This is a genomic window from Corynebacterium sp. HMSC036E10 (genome assembly GCF_001836265.1).
Lineage (GTDB): Bacteria > Actinomycetota > Actinomycetes > Mycobacteriales > Mycobacteriaceae > Corynebacterium > Corynebacterium coyleae.
Genome location: NZ_KV827989.1, coordinates 1 through 22,375, shown reverse-complemented (window position 1 = coordinate 22,375; position 22,375 = coordinate 1). Strand labels below are relative to the sequence as shown.

Genomic DNA, 22,375 nt, shown 5'->3' with positions numbered 1-22,375 from the left:
CCGAAGCGGGGGCTGAGTTCAGGAGGCCAGTAGTCCGTTGCTACTTGGCTGGGGTGTTATGCCTCGCGGTGGCCAGTGTGGGCCTCACGACGCAGGGTCTCCACCATGTGCGGGTAGTGCAGCTCGAACGCAGGACGCTCGGAGCGGATACGCGGCAGGGAGGTGAAGTTATGGCGCGGCGGCGGGCAGGAGGTTGCCCACTCGAGGGAGTTGCCGTAGCCCCACGGATCGTCGACGGTGACGATCTCGCCGTAGCGCCAGGACTTGAACACGTTCCAGATGAACGGCAGGAAGCCGATACCCAGGATGAAGGAGCCAACAGTGGACACCTGGTTCAGGAGGGTGAAGCCATCGGTGTCGAGGTAGTCAGCGTAACGACGCGGCATACCCATGTTGCCCAGCCAGTGCTGAACCATGAAGGTCAGGTTGAAGCCGATAACAACGAGCCAGAAGTGAATCTTGCCCAGCTTCTCGTCCAGCATGCGGCCGGTCATCTTCGGGAACCAGAAGTACACGCCAGCGGTGGAAGCGAACACCACGGTACCAAACAGGGTGTAGTGGAAGTGCGCAACCACGAAGTAGGAGTCGTGCAGCTGGAAGTCCAACGGCGGAGCAGCCAGCATAATGCCGGTCAGACCACCGAAGAGGAAGGTGAACAGGAAGCCCGTTGCCCACAGCATCGGGGTCTCGAACGTCAGGTGACCGTTCCACATGGTGCCGAGCCAGTTGAAGAACTTCACACCGGTCGGAACCGAAATCAGGAAGGTCATGAACGAGAAGAACGGAAGCAGGACAGCGCCGGTGGCGAACATGTGGTGTGCCCACACAGCCATGGACAGACCTGCAATAGCCAGGGTTGCGAAGACCAGGCCGATGTAGCCGAAGATCGGCTTACGGGAGAACACCGGGACGATCTCGGACACCAGGCCGAAGAACGGCAGTGCGAGGACGTACACCTCAGGGTGGCCGAAGAACCAGAACAGGTGCTGCCACAGGATCGTGCCGCCGTTAGCGGTGTCGTAGATGTGGCCGCCGATGAGACGGTCGAAGAGCACACCCATTGCAGCTGCGGTCAGCAGCGGGAAGATCATCAGCGCGATGATCGAGGTAACAAACACCGTCCAGGTGAACACCGGCATACGGAACATGGTCATACCCGGCGCACGCATGGTCAGCACAGTGGTGAGCATGTTCACGGCGGAAGCAATGGTGCCCACACCGGTAGCGCCTACACCGACAATCCAGAGGTTGGCGGAAACGGACGGCGTGTGCGTTGCGTCAGCCAGCGGCATGTACATCGTCCAGCCGAAGTCAGCAGCGCCACCCGGGGTAACGAAGCCGGCCAGCATGGCGATAACACCAACGGTGGTGACCCAGAAGCCGAATGCGTTCAGACGCGGGAAGGCCACATCAGGGGCGCCGATCTGCAGCGGCAGAACGTAGTTAGCAAAACCCCAAACGATTGGGGTACCGAATGCCAGAAGCATCACGGTGCCGTGCATGGTGAACAGCTGGTTGAACTGCTCGTTGGACAGGAACTGCAGGCCTGGGCTGAAGAGCTCCAGACGAATCAGCAGGGCCATCAGGCCAGCCACGAAGAACCACACGAACGACATGATGATGTACATGATGCCGAGGTCTTTGTGGTCGGTCGTGATGAGTTGCTTATAAAATTGCGAACCCTTGCGGGCATGGCCCGTCGGCTCGGGGCGTGTCGGCGGGACGTGATTGTCCAGCCTAGGTGCCACAGCGGTCATTGAATCCTCCTGATTTCGACAACTGCACTTGACCCGAATTGCCTCGAATCACGCACAGCTGCCACGAGTGATACCAGATCAGCATAACGTTCTGCACACTGTTTTTCCAGCCTCTCCGAATACTGTTCCCCCTTGCGGGGTGAACCCATGCAGGCAACCCTGCTGCGTTGTCTGCAAATGGGAGACGCCTCGCCGGGTGGCGAGGCGTCGTCGACAAGCAAACAGTGCTTAGAAGTCCCAGTCGTCGTCCTGGGTATCCTCCGCACGACCAATAACGTAGGAGGAACCCGAACCAGAGAAGAAGTCGTGGTTCTCATCGGCATTCGGCGACAGCGACGCCAGAATTGCCGGCGAAACCTTCGTCTCATCCGCCGGGAACAAACCCTCATAACCAAGGTTGTTCAGCGCCTTATTCGCGTTGTAGCGAAGGAAGCGCTTCACGTCCTCCGTCCAGCCGAGCGGGTCGTAAATATCCTCGGTGTACTGATTCTCATTCTCGTACAGGTCGTACAGCAGATCGAAGGCGTAATCCTTAAGCTCTTCCTTCCGCTCTTCGGACTCGTTGCGCACACCGAGCTGATACTTGTAGCCGATGTAGTAGCCGTGCACGGCCTCGTCGCGAATGATCAGACGGATAATGTCGGCCGTGTTGGTCAGCTTCGAGTGCACCGACCAGTTCAGCGGCAGGTAGAAGCCCGAGTAGAACAGGAACGATTCCAGCATCACGGAAGCAACCTTGCGCTTCAGCGGATCATCGCCCTCGTAGTAGGACAGGATGATCTTCGCCTTGCGCTGCAGGTACTCGTTTTCCTCAGACCAACGGAATGCCTCATTAATAGAAGGGGTATCCGCAAGCGTCATAAAAATGTTGGAGTAGGACTTCGCGTGCACCGACTCCATGAAGGCAATGTTGGTCAACACTGCTTCTTCGTGCATCGACGTAGCATCCGGAAGCAACGACACCGCACCAACCGTGCCCTGGATTGTGTCCAGGAGCGTCAGGCCGGTGAACACACGCATGGTCGCGGCCTTTTCATCCTCAGTCAGCGTGTTCCAGCTCGGAATGTCATTGGACACCGGAATCTTCTCCGGCAGCCAGAAATTACCCGTCAAGCGATCCCAAACCTCGAGATCCTTGTCGTCGGGCACATTGTTCCAGTTAATCGCCTTCACCGGTTTGGTGTGAGACTCAAGGTAACTCGCGTATTCGTCAGTCATGGCGACCATCCTACCCGAGACCCCCATAAGAGAAATCGGGCTTGAAATTGCATTGAATGAGCGTCTCAATGGCCTAAGATACTGACGAATTACACACAATTAGCTGCCTGAAGGAGGGCACTGTGACTTCGAGCGACAAGCGCTCACCCACGCAACCCCTACTCTCGTCCATCCTGGATGTGTTAGGGGAAGAGATCGTCTCGGGTGTCCAGCCGGAAGGCAACACGTTCACCCTTCATGATCTGTCCGAGCGTTTCGGTATCTCTCGCACGGTCGCGCGCGAGGCGATGCGTGCGCTTGAGCAGTTGGGGTTGGTGTCGTCGTCACGCCGCGTGGGCTTGAAGGTGCTCCCCCAGTCCGAGTGGAATGTGTTCGACCACCAAATCATTTCTTGGCGTTTGCGTAGCGACGAACAACGGCACGCCCAAATCACTTCCCTGCGCGAACTTCGCGACGCAATCGAGCCGTCCGCCGCGCGCCTCGCCGCGACGAATGCCACCCCTGCGGAAGCACGCGAGCTGTGCGCCCTCGCCGAGCGCATCGTGGAGCTCGCCGGTCAGGTCGCCGGTAACTCTGAGGAGTTCCAAGAGGCCGACGCCCGCTTCCACTCGTTGCTGCTTACCGCGTCACGCAACGAAATGTTTGTCCAGTTGACCCAGCCGATCATGGATGTGATGAAGGGGCGCTCCGAGTACGGCATCATGCCGGACGATCCGGAGATGAACACCATGAAGATTCACATCGAGCTCGCTGACGCGATCGCCAACAACGATCCGGATCGTGCAGAAGATGCTTCTCGACGACTCCTGCGCGGTGTCAACGAGTTCATGGAGATTTAAAACCCCCAGCTCCCGCCCTTTACGGGCGGGACCCCCTATCCCCCGAGCCCCCGCATGCTTAGAGCATGCAGGAGACGCAACCGTCGACCTCGGTGCCTTCCAACGCCATCTGACGCAGGCGGATGTAGTACAGGGTCTTAATGCCCTTGCGCCATGCGTAGATCTGTGCGCGGTTGATGTCGCGAGTGGTCACCGTGTCCTTGAAGAACAGGGTGAGCGACAGGCCCTGATCCACATACTTCGTGGCAACTGCATACGTATCGATGATCTTTTCGTAGCCGATCTCGTACGCGTCCTTGAAGTATTCGATGTTCTCGTTGTTCATGTGCGGCGCCGGGTAGTAGACGCGGCCGATCTTGCCTTCCTTACGGATCTCGATCTTGGATGCGATCGGGTGGATCGACGAGGTCGAGTTGTTGATGTAGGAAATCGAACCGGTCGGCGGCACAGCCTGCAGGTAACGGTTGTAGATGCCGTCACGCGCCACGTCGGCCTTGAGCTGCGCCCACTGCTCCGCCGTCGGCACAGCAATGTTGGACTTTTCAAACAGTGCCCTGACCTTGTCAGTCTTCGGTGCGAAATCAGCCGGATCGTAGCGGTCGAAGAACTCACCGGTTGCGTACTCGGACTTGTCAAAGTCCTTGAATGCGCTGCCCTTCTCCACTGCAATCTTGTGGGATGCGCGGATGCACTCGTACATCACCGCGGCAAAGTAGGCGTTGGTGAAGTCCAGGCCTTCCTCGGAGCCGTACTCAATGTGCTCGCGGCCGAGGTATCCGTGCAGGTTCATCTGCCCCAGACCAATGGCGTGGGAGGACTCGTTGCCGTCGCGCACCGGCGGCACCGACTCGATGGAGGTCTTGTCCGCCACGGCTGTCAGCGCACGGATTGCCGTTTCGACCGTGCGGCCGAAGTCCTCGGAATCCATCGCCATTGCGATATTCAGCGAGCCCAGGTTGCAGGAGATGTCGTGGCCGACTTCCGCGTAAGTCAGGTCCTCGTTCAGCACCGACGGAGAGTTAACCTGCAGGATCTCCGAGCACAGGTTGGACATGTTGATGCGGCCGGTCTTCACCGGGTTCGCACGGTTCGCGGTGTCTTCGTACATGATGTACGGGTAGCCGGACTCGAACTGGATCTCTGCCAGGGTCTGGAAAAAGTTACGGGCGTTGATCTTGGACTTGCGGATGCGTGGGTCCTCGACCATCTCTTCGTACTTCTCCGTCACAGAAATGTCTGCGAACGGCACGCCGTAGACGCGTTCGACGTCGTACGGGGAGAACAGGTACATATCGTCGTTACGCTTAGCCAGCTCGAAGGTGATGTCCGGAATGACAACGCCCAACGACAGCGTCTTAATGCGGATCTTCTCGTCGGCGTTCTCACGCTTGGTGTCCAAGAACCGCATGATGTCCGGGTGGTGCGCGTTCAGATACACAGCACCTGCACCCTGGCGGGCACCGAGCTGGTTGGCGTAGGAGAATGCGTCCTCCAGAAGCTTCATCACAGGGATGACGCCGGAAGACTGGTTCTCAATGTGTTTAATCGGCGCACCGGACTCGCGAATGTTCGACAGCAGCAGCGCCACACCGCCGCCACGCTTGGACAGCTGCAGCGAGGAGTTGATGGCGCGGCCGATGGATTCCATGTTGTCCTCGATACGCAGCAGGAAGCAGGACACAAGTTCGCCGCGCTGTGCCTTACCTGCGTTGAGGAAGGTTGGGGTGGCGGGCTGGAAACGGCCGGTCATGATTTCGTCGACAAGCGCGAATGCAAGATCCTGGTTGCCATCGGCGAGGAACAGCGCCGTCATAGCCACGCGATCCTCGAAACGCTCCAGGTAGCGGCGGCCGTCAAAGGTCTTCAGCGTGTAGGAGGTGTAGTACTTGTACGCGCCGAGGAACGACTTGAAGCGGAACTTGTAAGAGTAGGCGCGCTTGAACGTGTCCTTAATAAACTCCCACGCGTACTTCTCAATCGTGTCCGGCTCGTAGTACTTGTTCGTAACCAGGTAATCGATCTTCTCTTCCAGATCGTGGAAGTAGACCGTGTTCTGGTTCACGTGCTGCAGGAAGAACTGGTTCGCAGCCTCACGGTCTTTATCAAACTGAATCTGACCGTTCTCGTCATAAAGATTCAGCAGCGCGTTCAACGCGTGGTAATCCAGCTGGTCCTTTTCATGAGCCGGCTCCGGGACATTCTTACCGAGGGGCAGAGTAGACACTTCGAGGCCTTTCAGTTCGTAGTTCTTTTGTATTTACCGGCGTATTTTTCGCGCAGTTTTGCCAATCGCTCCGACTCATCCGGAGCCTGCTGCACGTGCGCTTGCGTATCGACGACCTCCGGTCCCCCACGCAAACCCAATCGTTCAGCGTTTTCAATCAGTTGGTTGCGCACATGCGCGACATCTTCGGCCGAGCCCATGAGCTCAAACCTGTATAAGTACGGGACCTTACACTTGTCAGCGATCACCGGCCCAGCAAGGCAGTAATCCGCACCAAAGTTAGAGTTTCCGGCGGCAATCACACCCCGCATCAAGGTGCGATTGCCCTCATTGTTCATGAAGCGGATCACTTGCGCCGGCACCGGCCTGGAATTACCACCACTCACGCTCACCCCACCTCCGTAAGTGGGACAGATGAGGATGTATGGCTCGTCGACGACGAGTTCCGGATCGGTTCTGCGCAGGGGGATCCGCTTCGCAGGAAGGCCGAGCTTCTCCACAAACCGCTTCGTGTTCTCAGTGGCGGAGGAGAAGTAGACGACCAGCATGGCCACTACCTTTCTTGTGCAGATTTCAGAAGGCTACTGCCAGTTGTACGCCTCATGGCGTCGGTATGCGCGCGACGCTTAAGCCGCTGCGAGCAGACCCTTGATGCGCTCCGGGCGGAAGCCGGACCAGTGCTCACCGTTAGCCTCAACCACCGGAGCCTGAACATAGCCGAGGGCCATCACGTAATCGCGGGCCTCTTCGTCCACAGAAATGTCGACGGTGGTGTACTCAAGGCCGGCCTTCTTCAGCGCCTTCTCGGTTGCCTTGCACTGCATGCACGCCGGCTTGCTGTAAACGGTGATCGACATCGCTTGTGGTCCCTTCTCTGCGGGTTCTTTGGGGAGATTTTCTTCTGTCCCCGTCTCCGCGGGGCAACACCAAGAGACACTATACCTTGGGGCTGAGAAGGGCAACTGCTACTACATGTAGTAGTTACATGGGTGATATTCCCAGGATAGGTGCCCAGAATTACCTACATGTAGTCCGCACGCTCATCCGCAACACACAGTTTTGTTGTTTCACGGGTGTAATTTCCTCGAAATAGATTCATCCCGCCCTAGAACTTCGCCTGTTTTTGGGAACGCAAAAACCCCGCCACCACACGGTGACGGGGCGCCTGCTCGCGACAATTAACCCTGACGGGCCTTGAAGCGCGGATCCTTCTTGTTGATCACGTAAACCTTGCCGTTGCGGCGCACAACCTGGGCGCCCGGCTTGTTCTTCAGCGACCGAAGCGACTTGCGGACCTTCATCGGGCGCTCCTTTCTGCTCGGATTACCTGCAATTAGCGACGCACGGCGAACTGCCGAGTCGCAACACGGGGATAAATGTTACACATCACCCGCGCTGAATCAAAACCCTCACGTATCCCCCTCCCATATACGATGAGCGCTATGCAATCCGAGATCATCGCCGCACTCGGCGTGTCCCCCGTTATCGACCCTGCCGCAGAGATCGACCGCCGCGTGCAATTCTTGGCCGATTACCTCGACCGCACCGGCGCAAAAGGCTACGTGCTTGGCATTTCCGGCGGGCAGGACTCCACCCTCGCCGGCAAGTTGGCCCAGCTCGCGGTAGTGAAGCGACGCGAGGCTGGCTCGGCTGCCGAGTTTGTCGCTGTCCGTCTCCCCCACGGCGTGCAGGCCGACGAGGACGACGCGCAACTGGCGCTGCGGTTCATTGCTCCGGACGAGACGGTAACCGTGGACATTGAGCCGGCCACCACCGCGCTGTCCGGAGCCGTCGCAGGCGCGCTCGGTGTGGAGGGACTCGGCGACTTCAACAAAGGCAACGTCAAGGCACGTATGCGCATGATCGCCCAGTACGCCATCGCTGGTGAGCGTGGCCTGCTGGTCATCGGCTCCGATCACGCAGCGGAGAACGTCACCGGGTTTTTCACCAAGCACGGCGATGGCGCGGCCGACCTCATCCCACTGGCAGGCTTGAACAAGCGCCAGGGTGCGACAATGCTCAAGCACCTCGACGCCGATCCGCGCCTGTGGGAGAAGGTGCCCACCGCCGATCTGGAGGAGGACCGCCCAGCCCTTCCCGACGAGGAAGCGCTTGGCATCACCTACGCGCACATCGACGACTACCTCGAAGGCAAGACCATCCCCGCCGACGCCCAGAAGCGCCTCGAGCACCTGTGGCGCATCGGCCAGCACAAGCGCCACATGCCGCCGGGCCCTGCCGACTCTTGGTGGCGCAGCTAGAGCAGATCTCCACCATAGGGGTGAACCACCGTCGCCCCTACCGATAGTGCAGCTGCTGCTTGTTTCCGGTCCGCCGTAATGAATGGGCAGTTCAGCCCTAGTGATTGCATCCTTGCCCAAGTCCCAACATGCAGGGCGTCCAAGGCTTTCGCTTCTCCACTCACTGCAACTGCCGCCTCAATGACGCGATCATCGATACTGAGGAACGAGACTCTAGATTCCAATTCGCTCAAATCTTCGGCGCCGTAGCCCATTCGATGCGCAAAACGAGCTAACTCCACACGCACGATGGCCGAGCTCACCAAAGCCTTTCCCCAGAGCACAGACAAAGCCCACTCGCTATGCGCCTCCCTGCCCGAGGAGGCAATCAGTACAGATGCATCGACATATGCAAGCGGCTCCACCCCAGTCATCACCCTTCGCCCTTTTCGGTACGCGCCAAGTCGAGAGCCTGCAGATCCGCCATCACCCGTTCTAAGCGATCTTCCCCGCGCTCTTCTTCCAACCACTCTTCAAGCGATACTGCAGACGCTGCGGGCCTCCACCCTTCTTCGAAGACTTTTCCCTTCTGCGCAAGCAGCCCAAGCTCCTCGAGTCGATCTAGTCCGGTTTTCTGGCTCACCGGACGAATTTCCGCGATTGGCACTCCCCTGTCGGTCACGGTCAACGTGACCCCCTCCTTCGAAACACGGTCGATCACAGCACGCGTCTTCTGATTTAGTTGGCGCATCGACACCGTGGTGCCGTCGGCTTGTCTCGCTAACAGCGCCTGTAGGCGTTCCTCGATGTTCATGCGACACCTCCCGATGTATTACATGTCTTACATTGCAGGATAGTGTGCTACCCAACAACCCGCAAGGACTCTTCTGCCGCCCGCACCAGCGCCGATCCGTACGACGGACCGTGTGTCCAGGCGTGCACCGCAAGCGGGTGCATCTGGTGGATCGCGATGCGCCGCTGCCAATCCTGTCCGAGCTCGCCTCCGGCGTCGATGTAGCCGCCGACGATCGCGTCGAGGTACGGCGCTCCGAACAGCTCCAGCATCGCGAAGTCGGTCAACGGGTGCCCGCCGTGCGCGGCCGGGTCGATAAAACGCGGGCCTTCCGGCGAAAACAGCAGGTTGCCCGTCCACAGGTCGCCATGAATGCGCGCCAAGGGAGCCTCCCCGTCTTCCCGCACCAGTGCGTCGCAGACGCGCCGCACCGTCTCCAGTCCTTCCCGGTTCAGGTTGCCCGCACGCACCGCATTTTCCGCGAACGGCAGGACGCGCTGCTCGGTATAGAACACCGCCCACCGTTTCTCTGGCCGACAGGCCTGCTCGCGGGTGCCAATGAAGTTCGGCCCCTCCCAGCCTTTTGCCGGCGCACCAAACGCATCCGCACCCATCGCGTGGATGGCCGCCAACTCGCGTCCCGCCTGTCTCGCTGCGTCTTTGGTGGGGCGGGCACTGTCGACCCGCTCGATGGTCAGCGTGTTCGCCTCCTCGTCAAGGTCCAACACCTCCACGACGGCAGCCGAGCCCTCACGCAGCCAGCGCAGGTACGCGGCCTCGGCTGCCGCCGCTCCTGGCGCGCTGCCGTGCTTCACAAACGTGTCAGACATCAATGCTCTCCAATGCCAGTAGGAAACGTTTTGCTTCTGTCCCGCCACGGTAGCCCCCAAGCGCGCCATCGCTGCGCAGCACGCGGTGGCACGGGATCAGGATCGGAAGCGGATTCGTCGCACAGGCGCTTCCCACTGCGCGCACTGCTTTGGGGCGGCCCACCGCCCGAGCCAACTCCCCATACGTCGTCGTCTCACCGTACGGGACCTCCATGAGCGCCCGCAGCACCTCAGCCCGGAACTCGGTCACGCCATCCAGGTTCAGTGGCACGTCGAACGCCCTGCGCTCCCCGGCGAAATACTCGGCGATCTGTTGGGTGGCGAGGGCAGCGGTGACGGTGTCGTCGATACGCGACTGCCCTGCATCCCCGGGCAACAGCACCCTCGAAACGGCACCTGCTGAGGTCACCACCCCAAGCTGACCGATTGAAGTATCCATGGGCCCACGATACGAGAAAGGCTGCCCGACCAAACGGTCGGACAGCCTTCGTGGTGGAGCTAACGGGATTCGAACCCGTGACCCCCACACTGCCAGTGTGGTGCGCTACCAACTGCGCCATAGCCCCGCGTGTAAACGGTATGTAGTTGTGGAGTGGAGCTAACGGGATTCGAACCCGTGACCCCCACACTGCCAGTGTGGTGCGCTACCAACTGCGCCATAGCCCCTTGGAACTTTGGTCAATATACCGGGCCAGCCCGCCCCCGGCCAAATCGCCAGCCCCAACAAAAGGCGATATCGGCTTTTAGCCACCGCTTCAGGATGCGACCTGGGCAAATGCAGGCCGCTTGGGGCTAAAAGCCGATATTGGTCTTTGTGTTTAGCGGCTGGCCAGGACCTCCGGCCAGAAGTCACGCGGAGAGTCCTCCTTCTCGTCGAGGTTCGGGTTGCCCGTGATCTCTCGGAGTTCCTCAATATCGACGAGCTTTTCCACATCCTCGCCATCGACAAGCACGCGCGGGGTCCATGCCTCACCGGTCTTGTCTTCCTGGTACTTGCGGTTGTCGTCGCCAAGACGCTTCGCGGTGTCGATGAACTTGCCGTCGCGAATATCCTTCACAGCCTCATCGCTTGCACCGTAGTCTGCGGCCAGATCTGCGAAGCCGTTCTCGTCGTACTTGTTGTACGCCGACTGCTGGTTCTCAAACAGGAAGTTGCGCAAGGTGAACGCGGAAGAGAAATCGCCGTGGGCCAGCAGCGCCAGCTCGGCAGCCAGTGCCTTGGTGGAGTGGCCCGTCATGCCGCCATCCAGTGCGGTCATCGGGCGCAGGTCCACGTTGATTTCACCCGCGCGGACCTTCTCCAGCATCTGCTCATCGGTAGCAACGTGCAGGTCTGCACAGTGGGAGCAGGAGAAGTCCTCGAAAAGTTCAGCCTTGTTGGCATCCTTGTTTTCGCCGGTGATGTGGATGATGTCTTCTTCTTGGTTCCACTCGACGTTGATACCGGTGACGTCGATCATCTCCGCCTGCTTTGCAGCGCTGCGGTTTGCCTTGCCGTTGTAGACAATGATGCCGATGACAAGCAGAGCAATCGCGATAACAGCGACGACGGCCCAGATGAAGGCCTTGCTACCGCTCTGGTTCGGGTTTTGCACTTTGCGTGTGGTCACACGTGTCTCCTGTTATTGGCGCCGCGATCACGGCGCGGTGGACGGGTACTGCGTACAACGGTCAAGTTTAGGGGTAAATTGCAAACTTCTTAAACGGGCGCCACATCATGAAGCCTGTGATGGCGATGTAGATGACATCGCGGAACACCGTAGCGAGCAGATTCGTCTCCCCTTCGCCGGCTGCGGACGGGTCGAAACAACCACAGTCGATAACGAGTCCCCGCTGCCAAGCGGACAGCATGCCGATGATGAACAGCACGAGCACGTAGATGGACACCTTGCCCGACCAGCGCAGGTTGATGCCCAGCAGCAGCAACAAACCACCTGCGAGCTCGAGCGGCCCGATGATATGGGCCAGCAAGTCGGACCAGGCTGGGGTGAAGATTTCGTAGGCCTCGATGGTTTTGGCGGTATCCAGGTGGACACCAATTTTTGCCCACCCAGCAGAGATCCAAATGTAGGCCATGTAGAACCGCGCTAACGCGGACAACACGTCCAGGACCAGTGTTTTTGTGTCGCGCGTTGCAGGCGCGGCTGTCGTTGTGCTCACTCGGCTGATTCTACTCCCCTATTTGCCCAAGACCTGTGACACGAGCGCTTTGGCTTCTTCCTGCACCTGCGCCACGTGCTCCGCGCCGAGGAACGATTCGGCGTAGATCTTGTACTTGTCTTCGGTGCCGGAGGGGCGCGCGGCAAACCAGGCGTTTTCGGTGGTCACCTTCAGTCCGCCGATGGCCGCGCCGTTTCCTGGGGCCTCCGTTAGCTTTGCAGAGATAACCTCACCCGCCAGTTCACTCGCCTGCACTTGGTCGGGCGAAAGGGCCTTCAGGGTGGCTTTTTCTTCGCGGTTTGCGGGGGCGTCGATACGCGCATATGCAGGCGAGCCGTACTGCGCTTCGAGCTCGGCGTAGCGCTGCGACGGAGTTTTGCCTGTTACCGCAGTGATTTCGGCGGCGAGCAGGTCCATGATCAGGCCGTCCTTGTCGGTGGACCAGACCTTGCCGTTTTTGCGCAGGAAGGACGCACCGGCGGATTCTTCGCCACCGAAGCCGATGGTGCCGCTGACGAGTCCTGGCACGAACCACTTGAATCCAACCGGGACCTCGACGAGGTCACGCCCGAGCGATGCGACAACGCGGTCGATCATCGACGAGGACACCAAGGTCTTGCCCACCGCCGTGTCCTTCGCCCAGCCGTCGCGGTGACTAAACAGGTACTCGATGGCCACGGCGAGGTAGTGATTCGGGTTCATCAGCCCGGCGTCCGGGGTGACAATGCCGTGGCGGTCCGCGTCGGCGTCGTTGCCGGTGGCCAGGTCGTACTTGTCGCGGTTATGCACGAGCGATGCCATGGAGTCTGCACTGGAGCAGTCCATGCGGATCTTGCCGTCGGTGTCCAGGGTCATGAACCGCCAGGTGGCGTCCACGCGTGGGTTGACCACCACGAGGTTCAGCCCGTAGCGCTCCCCGATCGCTCCCCAGTAGTCCACGCTCGCCCCACCCATCGGGTCTGCGCCGACGTGCAGGCCAGATGCCTTGATGGCGTCCATATCCACCACGCTGTCCAGGTCGGAGACGTAGTGATCGAGGTAGCCGAACTTCTCCGCACGCTCGTCCAGCACGCCACTGACCGATACCCGCTTCACGCCCCTCAGGCCTGCGGCAATGTATTCGTTGGCCCGGCGCGCAATCCAGTCCGTAGCTTCCGCCGGTGCGGGTCCGCCGCTTGGCGGGTTGTATTTAAAGCCGCCGTCGCGCGGTGGGTTGTGCGATGGGGTAACCACGATGCCGTCGGCGCTTCCGCCGGGGTGGGTCAAAATCGCGTGAGAGACGGCTGGGGTTGGGGTGTAGCGCCCGGCGGCGTCGACACGCACTGGTACCTCGTTGGCAATGAGCACCTCGAGCGCGGAAACCATCGCCGGCTCCGACAGGGCGTGGGGGTCACGGCCGATGTAGACCGGACCGGTGATGCCTTCGCCGCGGCGGTAATCGACGATCGCCTGCGTCGTCGCCAAGATATGCGCTTCGTTGAATGCATTATCTAACGACGACCCGCGGTGACCCGAGGTGCCGAACACCACTTGCTGGTCCACATTGTCGGGGTCGATATCGCGGGTGTAGTAGGCGGTGACCAGCTCGGCAATGTCGATGAGGTCCTCGTCGCGGGCGGGTTGGCCGGCGCGCTCGTGTGCCATGGGGGCTCCTTTTGTTGCGGGCTGAGGGTGTGTATGGACAGCTCCATCATCGTCCGTGAATCTAAACTCTGCCAGTTTTATATTATTCTGCTATGCGTATGCTTTACTCTTCCGCATGGCTTCCACCCTCAACGACATTTTGAGCACTATCTCGTCCATAGTTTGGGGGCCTTTCGTCCTCATTCCGCTGCTGCTGGGCACTGGTTTGTTCCTCACTGTCCGGCTGCGCGGTATCCAGTTCCGCACGCTGGGTCGGGCGACGCGTCATGCGTTCGTCGATAAGGCTGAAGAGGGCGCGGGCGACATCTCCAACTACCAGGCACTGACCACCGCGCTGGCGGCGACGGTGGGCACCGGCAACATCGTCGGTGTGGCCACCGCAATCTCCATCGGTGGCCCTGGTGCACTGTTTTGGATCTGGCTCACCGGCATCGTCGGCATGGCGTCGAAGTACTCCGAGGCCTACCTGGGTGTGCGCTTCCGCACCACCGACAAGAAGGGCAAGCAGCAGGGCGGCCCGCACGAGTACCTGAAGACTGGTGTCGGCGGCGGCTTCGGCAAATTCCTCGCCGCCGCGTTTACCCTGTTCACCATCTTCGCGTCCTTCGGCATTGGCAACCTCGCGCAGGGCAACTCCATCGCCGCCGGCATGCACGACGCGTTTGGCATCAGCGCCAACGTGGCCGGCGTGATCATCTTCTTCGCCGTTGGCGCTGCCGTCCTGGGCGGCATTGAGGGCATCGGCAAGATCACCGCAGCGTTCGTACCGCTGATGATTGTCATTTACGTCGGCGGCGGCATCACCGCACTGGTACTTATGGCAGACCGCGTACCGGCCGCGATTGCCACCATCTTCACCGACGCATTCACCGGCACCGCTGCCACCGGCGGCTTCGTCGGCTCCGGCATCATGCTGGCCATCCAGTTCGGTGTCGCCCGCGGTATTTTCTCCAACGAATCCGGCATGGGTTCCGCCGCCATCGCCGCCGCGGCAGCCAAGACGCAGCACCCGGCGCGCCAGGCTCTCGTTTCCATGACGCAGACGTTTATCGACACCATCATCGTCGTCACCATCACCGGCCTCGTCATCGTCACCGCCGGCACCTGGGACATGGGCCGCGAGGAAGCCGCCATCATGACCGCCTCCGCCTTCGGCCAGGCACTTCCCGGTGAGTGGGGCAGCCTGATCGTTTCCGTGGCGCTGATCTTCTTCGCGTTTTCCACCATCCTGGGCTGGTCCTACTACGGCGAGCGCGCCATCGTCGCCCTGTTCGGCGACTGGGCGTCGATCCCCTACCGCATGTTCTTCACCGCCTTGTCCTTTGTCGGCGCGGTTGCTTCCCTGGAGTTGGCGTGGACCTTCTCCGACCTGTCCAACGGGCTCATGGCCATCCCGAACCTGATCGGCCTGCTCCTGCTGTCCGGCGTTGTGGTGCGCGAGACCCGCGAGTACCTCGCGTGGGATCCGCACCTGAAGAAGTCGCCGGAGGAGGTCGCGGCGTTCGTTGAACGCCAGAAGATGGATTGGCACTAGGCTCGCGCCCATGCGTATCGACGACACCCTCACCACCACCTTCACCGTCGCCCTCGGCGCGGCGTTGGGGGCAGTGGTCAGACACCTCGTCATCCTCGGCGCCGCCCCCGGCTCCACCGCTGCCCTGGCCCTGACCTTCGCGGTGAACATCGCTGGCTGCTTCGCCATGGGCCTGTTCAAGCCCGGCCCGCTGTGGGGCACGGGCTTCCTCGGTGGCTTAACCACCTACTCCGCCGTCTCTGTAGCCGCGATGCAATCGCAGGCCATCGAGGCCCTCGGCATCATTGCGCTGAGCTACGCCACCGCCATCGGCGCGTGGTTCGCCGGCGACGCACTCAGGAGCCGCCGCAATGCTTAACATCGCCGCGCTTAGCCTCGCCCTCACCCTCGCCGCCGTCTTCGCCGGCGCACTGTTCGGCGGCGCCGCCCGCTACGCACTGACCCGCATCATCCACAACGCCCACGCCGCCACCTTCGCCGCCAACGTCGTCGGTTCCACCGTCGCAGGCTTCGCCGTCACCACCCCGGTGGCCTGGCAGTTAGCCCTCGGCGTCGGGTTCGCCGGCGCGCTATCCACCTGGTCCACCTTTGCCAAAGAACTCGGCGAGCTCATCAAGGCGAAAAAGCACGGCGAGGCCCTCCGCTATGGCCTGTCCACCGCCGTGATCGGCATCCTGGCTGCCTGGTTCGGTCTGCGCTGGGGCCTTCGAGCCTTTGGCGCTTAACGGTTACACTGGACAGACGTGCAGATAACATCCCTGAAAACCGGCCTCATCGTTGCCCTCGGTGCTGGCTGCGGGGCGCTTGCACGCTTCATTTTGCTCATTTGGGTCAACCCCGCCACCCCGGAAGCGCTCGCCCTAGCCGTCACCTTCGCAGTGAACCTCACCGCCTGCTACGCCATGGGCTACTTCGCGCCGGGGCCGTTTTGGGGCGTGGGTTTCCTCGGCGGGTTCAGCACCCTTTCCGCAGTGGCATTGGCCTCATCCCACTCGTCGGTGCTGTGGGCGGCGTTCATCATCACGCTCGGGCTTGTCTCTGCCACATTGGCGTGGATGGCCGGAGATGCGTCACGGGTGAAGCACCATGTCTGATGCAACGTGGATGCTCGGCGCCGTCCTCGGTGTCTTTTTCGGCGGCATGCTCGGCGGGTTTGTGCGTTGGGCGATCATGGCCGTCGTGCATAACCTGTTGATGGCAACCTTCATTGCCAACATCGCCGCCTCCGGCATCATCGGCGTGGCAATCTTCCTGCCTTCCATGTGGCAAACCGCCGTTGGTGTTGGGTTTGCCGGCGCACTTTCAACACTGTCACTGTTGGCCCGCCAACTCGGGGCGTTGATTAAAGACGGCAAGTTCCGCCTCGCCGCCGAGTACGGGATAAGCACCGCGGCGTTCGCGGTGCTCGCGGCCGGAATCGGTGCGCAGGTGGCGTCGTTCGCCACCCGCTAAGCCCTACTCCGCAATCGCATCCAGTGGCGGTGTCTTCGCAGCACGCTGGCCCGGCCACACTGCGGCGAGCAGCCCCACTACTACCGAGGCAGCCAGGACGGTGGCGATGAGCCCGGTGGGTACGGCAATCGTCGTCAAGCCTTGGCTCTCAAGCACCGTCAGGAACGCCCAACCGAGACCAAGCCCCAGCAGCACGCCCAGCACCGCGCCGTAGACCGTCATCTGCACCGACTCCAGCAGGATCATCGTGCGGATCTGCCTGCGTTGCGAGCCCACCGCGCGCAACATACCAATCTCCTGCCTACGCTCAATCACGGACAGCGTCAGCGTATTCACAATGCCAAGCACCGCCACCACCACAGCCAGCGACAACAGCGCGTACAGGATGAACAGCATCTGATCGATCAATGCAGTGACCTCGCCACTCATCTCCTCCGCGGAGCGCACCTGCACCACAATGTCGCCGCGCACCTCATCTTCCAGCCGCGCGCGCAGCGTCTCCAGATCGGTGGAGCCGTCGCTGTCAACGCCCACCATCAGCAGGCGCGTATTGCTTATCGACGACACCTTCGCCGCCGCCGAATCCGACACCACAAACATCTGCAACACATTCGACCCACTAAACAGGCCGGCAACCGTCACGTCGACGGTCTTTCCCGGAGCACTCGGTGCGGCCACTTGGACTGTATCACCGACCTTCCAGCCGCGCTCTTGGGCGATGTGCTCCGGTGCGATCAGCGAGTCACCAGTCAGCGATACGTCGCCGTCGACCACGTTGAGGTCGATAAGATCCGACGGGTCACCGCGCAGCACATCCGTCATCCCGACCGGCCCGAACTGGTGGCCAAACTCTCCGTCGACCGTGATCGGCGCCTGAGTGTACGACGCGATATTGCCCACACCGTCCACCTCAGCGAGCCTGTCCGGCAGATCCCCCGGGACCGGGAAAGAACCCATCTCCGGGCCCATCAGCACATAGTCCGCATTGACCTCGCTTGCGGCCACGTCATCCACCGACTGCTTCATCGACGCGCCAAGCATGCCAATCATGGTCACCAGCGCAATCCCCAGCATCAGCGCGAACGCCGTCGTTGCGGTCCGGCGCGGGTTGCGCCGCGTATTTGTCGACGCAAGCCTGCCCACCTCACCGAACGGTGCCCCGATCAGGCGCCCCAACGGCGGCACAACCGGAAGGCTCAGTGCAGGCCCCGCAAGGAACAACCCACTGATCACACTCAGCGCAGCCACACCAACCAGGATCGCCCGGTGGCGAGTCGCACCGTCATCCCACGTCATTGCGTAACCCGCAGCGGCAACCGCCACAACGACCAACACCGCGCCGACAACCGTGCGCCACACCAGCGGCTGCGGCGTCGCGGCCTCGCTCGCCCGCATCGCCTCCACCGGCCGGACCTTGCCGGCCTTCCGCGCCGGCGCCAGCGCGGAAAGCACCGTCACCACCGTGCCGACGACCAGCGGCACCGCCACCGCATCAACAGACAGCCCCACCCCTGATTGTGGAAGTGGCATGCCAAACGAGTTCATCCCCGCACGAATCACCAACACCAGCCCGGCACCAGCCACCACACCAAGCGCGGAGCCCAACAGGCCGACCAATGCTGCCTCCAACGCCACCGAGCGTGTGATCTGCCCGCGCGACGCCCCCAGAGCCCGCAGCAGCGCGAACTCCTTCGTGCGTTGCGCCACGATCATAGAGAAGGTGTTCGCGATCAGAAACGTGCCTACCAAAAGACCAACCAGCCCGAACGCCACCAAGAAGTACGTGACAAAACTCAACGCATCCCGAATCTGCGCCGACGTCTCCTCCGCTACCTTCGCCCCCGTCTCAATTTTCAAGTCAGGAAACTCACTCCGCAGATTGTCCACCACCTCTGCGTCCCCCACGTCCTCCTTCGCCCCTACCGTCACCGCGGGATATCGGTCGCTATAGGAGTAGAAGTCCAAGAAAGTCTCTGGCGTTACCCCGAGGCGTAGAGAGGTGGCCTGCACCAGGGGGTCGTCGATAAGCCCAGTGATGCGCACCGTATTCCGACCATCGCGGTCCACCACGATGATCTCCTGCCCAACATGCAGGCCGTATTCTTCAGCACCATTGGCGTTGATCACCGCATCGCCGATCTCTTTCGGTGCGTGACCTTCGACCACCTCGACCGTTCGGCCAACCGTGTCCTGCGGCTCGTAAAACACCCCCAGCCGCGAGGACCCGAGACGCGTCTGCACCGCCACCTCATTGTCAGTCGCGATAACAACCGACTCATCAGCCATCAGGTTCACACGATCAACGTCCCCATTCGCCCGAATGCCGTCGACTGTCTCCTTGTCTAAGGCACTTTCGCCCTCGGCTGGGCGCACCACCGCATCGACGTCGTCAAGCACAGTGTCTACGGCAGAGTCGAACGTCGACGACAGCATGTTGGTGAACATCAGCGCACCAGACAGGAACGACGTGCCAAGCACCACCGCCAACACCGTCAGCGCGAGCCGCAGTTTGTGCGCCGCAAGGTTACGCAGCGACACCTTATTCATCGTGGAGTTCACTGGCCCCTAGTCCTCCATCGTCGCCATGACACCCAAAATGGCATCCATATCCGGGTTGCGCAGTTCATTAACGATGTTCCCGTCCCGCAAAAACACCACACGATCCGCATACGACGCCGCCCTCGCGTCATGCGTCACAATCACCACCGTCTGGTCATACTGATCCACCGCCGTCCGCAAAATGCTCAGCACCTCACGCGACGAGTTAGAGTCCAGGTTGCCCGTCGGCTCGTCACCAAAAATGATCTCCGGCCGCGACACGAACGCACGGGCACACGCCACACGCTGCTGCTGACCACCCGACAACTCCGCAGGCCTATGGCTCAGTCGCTTCGATAAACCAAGGCGTTCGGTGATCTCATCAAACCACGCCCTATCCACAGTCCGGCCGGCAATGTTCGTTGGCAGTTGAATGTTCTCCGACGCCGTCAGCGTGGGCACCAAGTTGAACGACTGAAAGATGAACCCCAATCGGTCCCGCCGCAGAGCCGTCAGTTCCTTATCGTTTAACTGCGACAACTCCGTCCCGCCGACAAACACCTCGCCCGACGTCGCCGAATCTAGCCCAGCCATCACGTGCATCAGCGTCGACTTGCCCGATCCCGACGGGCCCATGATCGCGGTGAACTCACCCTGCCGAAACTCAACGTTCACCCCATCAAGAGCCACTACTTCCGTATCGCCCTGCCCGTAAGACTTTCTCAAGTTGACTGCTCGTGCTGCTGCAACGCTCACGTGATCCTCCCTGCGGCAATTCATTCCTTTGCCGACTATACGGCCCAGGCCCCACATCGCTGATTTCGTGCAATTTCTCTACGACGACCACCACACCAGCAAGCAACTTCACCGTTTGTGACTCCTCAACCGCTGCGGCTAGGTCTCTAAACGAACCGGGAGAGTAAAACCGCACATCACACCTTTCGCCGACCTGGGCGGAGTGTAAGAACCTGCAGCCGATCAGGCGTCATTTTGCATTGATGGCGGTTCGCCAACTGCGAGGCTGGGGTCTACGGCAGGTTCGAGTCTTGACTCTACATTGCGGACTAGTGGGTGAACCCCAACGAATCTGCTGTCGTCAACCAAGTTGCGGACTTTCTCACTCCGCATTGCGGACTAATGGGTAAGCACCAACTATGCAGCGGCATAGTGAAGCCCGTTCGGTTACTGACTCCGCATTGCGGACTAGTGGGTACAGACCAACGATTCCGTTGCCGATGACCTAGTAGCAGCCATTGTTGCTCTGCATTGCGGACAAGTTGGTCGACACCAACCAATGGGCGGTCGGTAATTTGGTGGCGCGCTTCTCCGCTCCACATTGTGTTGGGACCATGGATTTAGTAACACTGTGGTGAGTATCCAGTAACGCTCGGGTGAGTATCGGGTAACACCCGGGCGTTGACTATGAGCCGCTACTGCGTATTGGCTTCGAGGCGCATGTTCGGTCCTTCCAGTGTGATGATCTCAGCGCCAACGACAAGCCGATTCAGTATCGACTCGGCGATGACAGCATCCGGGGGTGGACTTTGAAGTGCCCCGCCGACTGAGGATCGGGCGGACCACCTTGTATAAATACCTCGCGGGAAACTCTGGATAAACGCCCTCTCCTAGCGACCGCTCCTACTCTCGCGCTTCGCTGAGGCCATCCGCAATACTGCGCCACAGAGAACTAATGATGACTGCGGTAATTAAGTAACCGCTGACCGCATAATTGAAAAGGCCGCTACACATCTCATCGCTACGTATGTCGTAAATCAGAAAAACGGGTGCTAGTAAAACCATTACGACTAAGAAACGGTATGGAGAAAGCACCTTCCGCTTAGCTGAAAGGTGGACTAGGTACCCGATTGCCATGATGCATAAGGAGATGAATAGCGCGACCACTGCACCAAAAACCACATAGATCATGTTTCTCTCTAAGTTCCTTTAGGGGTGTCCACGACATTCGTTTCGTTCGATCTTATTCCGGAACCTCGGTTCCCTGTGTTGCCTGAATGGGATCCGGGTAACTATCGGTCGTGGCGTCACTTGGCGTGGGGGTCTCTTCTTCTCGGATTGTCGGAAGTGAAGTGGGTATGCTGCCACCCTTCAGTGCCGCTTCAATTTCCTCCGACGATGTTCCTGCCTGTCAGCGCTCTTTGAAAAGTAGCCCAAAACGCTCCTCGAAAAGTAGCCCATCCGAAAAAGATTGGATGGGTGATTTCTTTGGAACAATGGGCACAGATCCGGTACCTGCGTGGGCAGGGGTTATCGATACGTAAGATCGCCAACGAGGTTGGCTGCGCGAAGAAGACTGTCGAGCGAGCACTCGCTTCGGATTCACCTCCGCAATATCCGCCGCGTCGGGCAAAGACCACGAGTTTCGATGCCTTTGAACCACAAGTACGCGCGCTACTGGCTGAAACTCCGGTTGCGTCCCTTAGTGTGGTGTAACGCTTGCTGATGGTGGGCCCCAGAAAATAGGGGGCGGCCACCGTCAGCAGGTTCCACTGACTGTGTGGGACGGCGATGACCACTGCCAAGGAGAGCAGCGCGTAGAGGATAAACGGCATCTGAGCGATCAGGGCAGCAACTTCCCTGGTCATGTCCTCGGTCGAGCGGACTTGGACGACAATATCCAGGCGGACCGCATCTTCGAGGTTCACCCGCAGCTGCGCTTAGTCAACTGTGCCGTCGTTGTTCACCCCGATCATGAAGACACGGCCCTAACCCCGAAAGCCTGTGCCGCAGCCGCCTCGTCCGACACTACGAACGACTGCAGGATGTTGGAACTCTGCAATAGCCCGCCGAGGGTGGCCTCAACTGCCTCGCCCGAGGGCCCTGCCACAGCCACTGTGTCGTCGACATCCCATCCCCGTTAACGCGGGATTGCCGCCGTCGCGATCACGGTAAAGCCGTCAAAGCTGGAGCTGTCCTCCACGACGTCCAGGGTGAGGAGGTCCGCTGGATCATGGTCTGATACTGGGCCGGGCGCCATATCGTGCGCTACCCACAACAACCGCCCGGGGGCATGCCGTGTTACCGCGTCGACCGGGTGAGGTCTGCGAACAAACGAACGCACCCGCCTCCACCGGTGGTGGAAGCGGGTGCCTCATGTGTGAAGTTGTTGGGTCGGCGGTAACCTACTC

23 protein-coding genes and 2 tRNA genes are annotated in these 22,375 nt (G+C 60.4%); 8 read left to right on the top strand and 17 right to left on the bottom strand.

What is annotated here, in order from left to right:
• Positions 1-56: 56 nt before the first annotated feature.
• Both ctaD and nrdF read right to left on the bottom strand, forming a co-directional pair.
• Positions 57-1,757 (bottom strand): aa3-type cytochrome oxidase subunit I, encoded by a 1,701-nt coding sequence (gene ctaD / locus HMPREF2736_RS08420; protein ID WP_070422595.1) that lies wholly within the window; start codon positions 1,755-1,757, stop codon positions 57-59.
• A 228-nt stretch (positions 1,758-1,985) separates the two neighbouring features.
• Positions 1,986-2,975: a class 1b ribonucleoside-diphosphate reductase subunit beta gene (gene nrdF, locus HMPREF2736_RS08415; protein ID WP_186806827.1), complete on the bottom strand. Its 990-nt coding sequence runs from the start codon at positions 2,973-2,975 to the stop codon at positions 1,986-1,988.
• 122 nt (positions 2,976-3,097) lie between these two features.
• Between nrdF and HMPREF2736_RS08410 the strand changes: the two genes are divergently transcribed.
• Positions 3,098-3,814 carry a FadR/GntR family transcriptional regulator gene (locus HMPREF2736_RS08410; RefSeq protein ID WP_070422597.1) on the top strand — a complete coding sequence of 239 codons (717 nt, stop codon included), beginning with the start codon at positions 3,098-3,100 and terminating at the stop codon, positions 3,812-3,814.
• Between the two features lie 58 nt (positions 3,815-3,872).
• Here HMPREF2736_RS08410 and nrdE read toward each other — a convergent pair whose 3' ends face one another.
• The 4 genes from nrdE to ykgO all read right to left on the bottom strand — a co-directional run bounded on the left by nrdE (position 3,873) and on the right by ykgO (position 7,339).
• Positions 3,873-6,038 (bottom strand): class 1b ribonucleoside-diphosphate reductase subunit alpha, encoded by a 2,166-nt coding sequence (nrdE, locus tag HMPREF2736_RS08405; RefSeq protein ID WP_083284793.1) that lies wholly within the window; start codon positions 6,036-6,038, stop codon positions 3,873-3,875.
• Positions 6,039-6,049: 11 nt separating this feature from the next.
• The gene (nrdI, locus tag HMPREF2736_RS08400; RefSeq protein WP_083279447.1) at positions 6,050-6,586 is read right to left on the bottom strand and encodes a class Ib ribonucleoside-diphosphate reductase assembly flavoprotein NrdI; all 537 of its coding nucleotides are present in this window, start codon (positions 6,584-6,586) and stop codon (positions 6,050-6,052) included.
• Positions 6,587-6,664: 78 nt separating this feature from the next.
• Positions 6,665-6,895, bottom strand: coding sequence for a glutaredoxin-like protein NrdH (nrdH, locus tag HMPREF2736_RS08395; protein ID WP_070422598.1), 231 nt, complete (start codon positions 6,893-6,895; stop codon positions 6,665-6,667).
• A 321-nt stretch (positions 6,896-7,216) separates the two neighbouring features.
• On the bottom strand, positions 7,217-7,339 hold the full coding sequence (gene ykgO, locus HMPREF2736_RS08390; RefSeq protein WP_038612879.1) for a type B 50S ribosomal protein L36: 123 nt from the start codon (positions 7,337-7,339) through the stop codon (positions 7,217-7,219).
• A gap of 141 nt (positions 7,340-7,480) precedes the next feature.
• Here ykgO and nadE point away from each other — a divergent pair, with 141 nt between their 5' ends.
• Positions 7,481-8,299 (top strand): ammonia-dependent NAD(+) synthetase, encoded by an 819-nt coding sequence (nadE, locus tag HMPREF2736_RS08385; RefSeq protein ID WP_371326417.1) that lies wholly within the window; start codon positions 7,481-7,483, stop codon positions 8,297-8,299.
• Here the strand turns inward: nadE and HMPREF2736_RS08380 are convergent.
• The 9 genes from HMPREF2736_RS08380 to pgm all read right to left on the bottom strand — a co-directional run bounded on the left by HMPREF2736_RS08380 (position 8,296) and on the right by pgm (position 13,705).
• Complete coding sequence (locus HMPREF2736_RS08380; RefSeq protein ID WP_070422600.1) at positions 8,296-8,712, bottom strand: type II toxin-antitoxin system VapC family toxin; 417 nt, start codon at positions 8,710-8,712, stop codon at positions 8,296-8,298. The two genes, nadE and HMPREF2736_RS08380, sit on opposite strands and share 4 nt — an antisense overlap.
• Positions 8,712-9,092 carry a type II toxin-antitoxin system prevent-host-death family antitoxin gene (locus HMPREF2736_RS08375; protein ID WP_070422601.1) on the bottom strand — a complete coding sequence of 127 codons (381 nt, stop codon included), beginning with the start codon at positions 9,090-9,092 and terminating at the stop codon, positions 8,712-8,714. Before HMPREF2736_RS08375 ends, HMPREF2736_RS08380 begins: the two co-directional genes overlap by 1 nt.
• Positions 9,093-9,139: 47 nt before the next feature.
• Positions 9,140-9,901, bottom strand: coding sequence for a fructosamine kinase family protein (locus tag HMPREF2736_RS08370; protein WP_070422602.1), 762 nt, complete (start codon positions 9,899-9,901; stop codon positions 9,140-9,142).
• Entirely contained in the window at positions 9,894-10,340 is a 447-nt protein-coding gene (locus HMPREF2736_RS08365) for a methylated-DNA--[protein]-cysteine S-methyltransferase (protein ID WP_070422603.1), read from the bottom strand. The genes HMPREF2736_RS08370 and HMPREF2736_RS08365 overlap by 8 nt, the downstream gene beginning before the upstream one ends.
• Before the next feature lie 51 nt (positions 10,341-10,391).
• Positions 10,392-10,467, bottom strand: a tRNA-Ala gene (locus tag HMPREF2736_RS08360).
• 27 nt (positions 10,468-10,494) lie between these two features.
• A tRNA-Ala gene (locus tag HMPREF2736_RS08355) sits at positions 10,495-10,567 on the bottom strand.
• A 152-nt stretch (positions 10,568-10,719) separates the two neighbouring features.
• Positions 10,720-11,511 carry a DsbA family protein gene (locus HMPREF2736_RS08350; protein ID WP_070422604.1) on the bottom strand — a complete coding sequence of 264 codons (792 nt, stop codon included), beginning with the start codon at positions 11,509-11,511 and terminating at the stop codon, positions 10,720-10,722.
• Between the two features lie 67 nt (positions 11,512-11,578).
• Positions 11,579-12,061: a MauE/DoxX family redox-associated membrane protein gene (locus tag HMPREF2736_RS08345; RefSeq protein ID WP_256365999.1), complete on the bottom strand. Its 483-nt coding sequence runs from the start codon at positions 12,059-12,061 to the stop codon at positions 11,579-11,581.
• 18 nt (positions 12,062-12,079) lie between these two features.
• Positions 12,080-13,705, bottom strand: coding sequence for a phosphoglucomutase (alpha-D-glucose-1,6-bisphosphate-dependent) (pgm, locus tag HMPREF2736_RS08340; protein ID WP_070772019.1), 1,626 nt, complete (start codon positions 13,703-13,705; stop codon positions 12,080-12,082).
• Between the two features lie 115 nt (positions 13,706-13,820).
• On the opposite strand from pgm, the gene HMPREF2736_RS08335 reads away from it, so the two are divergent.
• From HMPREF2736_RS08335 to HMPREF2736_RS08315, 5 genes are read left to right on the top strand one after another with little or no spacing between them, the layout of a single operon-like run.
• Positions 13,821-15,239, top strand: a complete 1,419-nt coding sequence (locus HMPREF2736_RS08335) for an alanine/glycine:cation symporter family protein (RefSeq protein ID WP_070829379.1) — start codon at positions 13,821-13,823, stop codon at positions 15,237-15,239.
• Between the two features lie 10 nt (positions 15,240-15,249).
• The gene (locus HMPREF2736_RS08330; RefSeq protein ID WP_070829378.1) at positions 15,250-15,597 is read left to right on the top strand and encodes a CrcB family protein; all 348 of its coding nucleotides are present in this window, start codon (positions 15,250-15,252) and stop codon (positions 15,595-15,597) included.
• A complete protein-coding gene (locus HMPREF2736_RS08325) occupies positions 15,590-15,964 on the top strand; it encodes a fluoride efflux transporter FluC (RefSeq protein WP_070829377.1) in 375 nt (124 codons plus the stop codon). The genes HMPREF2736_RS08330 and HMPREF2736_RS08325 overlap by 8 nt, the downstream gene beginning before the upstream one ends.
• Before the next feature lie 18 nt (positions 15,965-15,982).
• A complete protein-coding gene (locus HMPREF2736_RS08320) occupies positions 15,983-16,333 on the top strand; it encodes a CrcB family protein (protein WP_083284794.1) in 351 nt (116 codons plus the stop codon).
• Complete coding sequence (locus HMPREF2736_RS08315) at positions 16,326-16,691, top strand: FluC/FEX family fluoride channel (protein ID WP_070422609.1); 366 nt, start codon at positions 16,326-16,328, stop codon at positions 16,689-16,691. The genes HMPREF2736_RS08320 and HMPREF2736_RS08315 overlap by 8 nt, the downstream gene beginning before the upstream one ends.
• 3 nt (positions 16,692-16,694) lie before the next feature.
• On the opposite strand, the gene HMPREF2736_RS08310 is transcribed toward HMPREF2736_RS08315, so the two are convergent.
• Positions 16,695-19,238: an ABC transporter permease gene (locus HMPREF2736_RS08310; RefSeq protein WP_070829457.1), complete on the bottom strand. Its 2,544-nt coding sequence runs from the start codon at positions 19,236-19,238 to the stop codon at positions 16,695-16,697.
• Between the two features lie 18 nt (positions 19,239-19,256).
• On the bottom strand, positions 19,257-20,009 hold the full coding sequence (locus HMPREF2736_RS08305; RefSeq protein ID WP_070829456.1) for an ABC transporter ATP-binding protein: 753 nt from the start codon (positions 20,007-20,009) through the stop codon (positions 19,257-19,259).
• A 1,434-nt stretch (positions 20,010-21,443) separates the two neighbouring features.
• Between HMPREF2736_RS08305 and HMPREF2736_RS12870 the strand changes: the two genes are divergently transcribed.
• Positions 21,444-21,680 (top strand): helix-turn-helix domain-containing protein, encoded by a 237-nt coding sequence (locus HMPREF2736_RS12870; RefSeq protein ID WP_167615820.1) that lies wholly within the window; start codon positions 21,444-21,446, stop codon positions 21,678-21,680.
• Positions 21,681-22,375: the final 695 nt, after the last annotated feature.

What these genes read in the sequence shown, in the direction of transcription:
- ctaD (WP_070422595.1), bottom strand. Translation starts at nt 1,757, where the DNA reads ATGACCGCTGTGGCACCTAGGCTGGACAATCACGTCCCGCCGACACGC.
- nrdF (WP_186806827.1), bottom strand. Translation starts at nt 2,975, where the DNA reads ATGACTGACGAATACGCGAGTTACCTTGAGTCTCACACCAAACCGGTG.
- nrdI (WP_083279447.1), bottom strand. Translation starts at nt 6,586, where the DNA reads ATGCTGGTCGTCTACTTCTCCTCCGCCACTGAGAACACGAAGCGGTTT.
- nrdH (WP_070422598.1), bottom strand. Translation starts at nt 6,895, where the DNA reads ATGTCGATCACCGTTTACAGCAAGCCGGCGTGCATGCAGTGCAAGGCA.
- ykgO (WP_038612879.1), bottom strand. Translation starts at nt 7,339, where the DNA reads ATGAAGGTCCGCAAGTCGCTTCGGTCGCTGAAGAACAAGCCGGGCGCC.
- nadE (WP_371326417.1), top strand. Translation starts at nt 7,481, where the DNA reads ATGCAATCCGAGATCATCGCCGCACTCGGCGTGTCCCCCGTTATCGAC.
- HMPREF2736_RS08380 (WP_070422600.1), bottom strand. Translation starts at nt 8,712, where the DNA reads ATGACTGGGGTGGAGCCGCTTGCATATGTCGATGCATCTGTACTGATT.
- HMPREF2736_RS08375 (WP_070422601.1), bottom strand. Translation starts at nt 9,092, where the DNA reads ATGAACATCGAGGAACGCCTACAGGCGCTGTTAGCGAGACAAGCCGAC.
- HMPREF2736_RS08370 (WP_070422602.1), bottom strand. Translation starts at nt 9,901, where the DNA reads ATGTCTGACACGTTTGTGAAGCACGGCAGCGCGCCAGGAGCGGCGGCA.
- HMPREF2736_RS08365 (WP_070422603.1), bottom strand. Translation starts at nt 10,340, where the DNA reads ATGGATACTTCAATCGGTCAGCTTGGGGTGGTGACCTCAGCAGGTGCC.
- pgm (WP_070772019.1), bottom strand. Translation starts at nt 13,705, where the DNA reads ATGGCACACGAGCGCGCCGGCCAACCCGCCCGCGACGAGGACCTCATC.
- HMPREF2736_RS08335 (WP_070829379.1), top strand. Translation starts at nt 13,821, where the DNA reads ATGGCTTCCACCCTCAACGACATTTTGAGCACTATCTCGTCCATAGTT.
- HMPREF2736_RS08330 (WP_070829378.1), top strand. Translation starts at nt 15,250, where the DNA reads ATGCGTATCGACGACACCCTCACCACCACCTTCACCGTCGCCCTCGGC.
- HMPREF2736_RS08325 (WP_070829377.1), top strand. Translation starts at nt 15,590, where the DNA reads ATGCTTAACATCGCCGCGCTTAGCCTCGCCCTCACCCTCGCCGCCGTC.
- HMPREF2736_RS08315 (WP_070422609.1), top strand. Translation starts at nt 16,326, where the DNA reads ATGTCTGATGCAACGTGGATGCTCGGCGCCGTCCTCGGTGTCTTTTTC.
- HMPREF2736_RS08310 (WP_070829457.1), bottom strand. Translation starts at nt 19,238, where the DNA reads ATGAATAAGGTGTCGCTGCGTAACCTTGCGGCGCACAAACTGCGGCTC.
- HMPREF2736_RS08305 (WP_070829456.1), bottom strand. Translation starts at nt 20,009, where the DNA reads ATGAATTGCCGCAGGGAGGATCACGTGAGCGTTGCAGCAGCACGAGCA.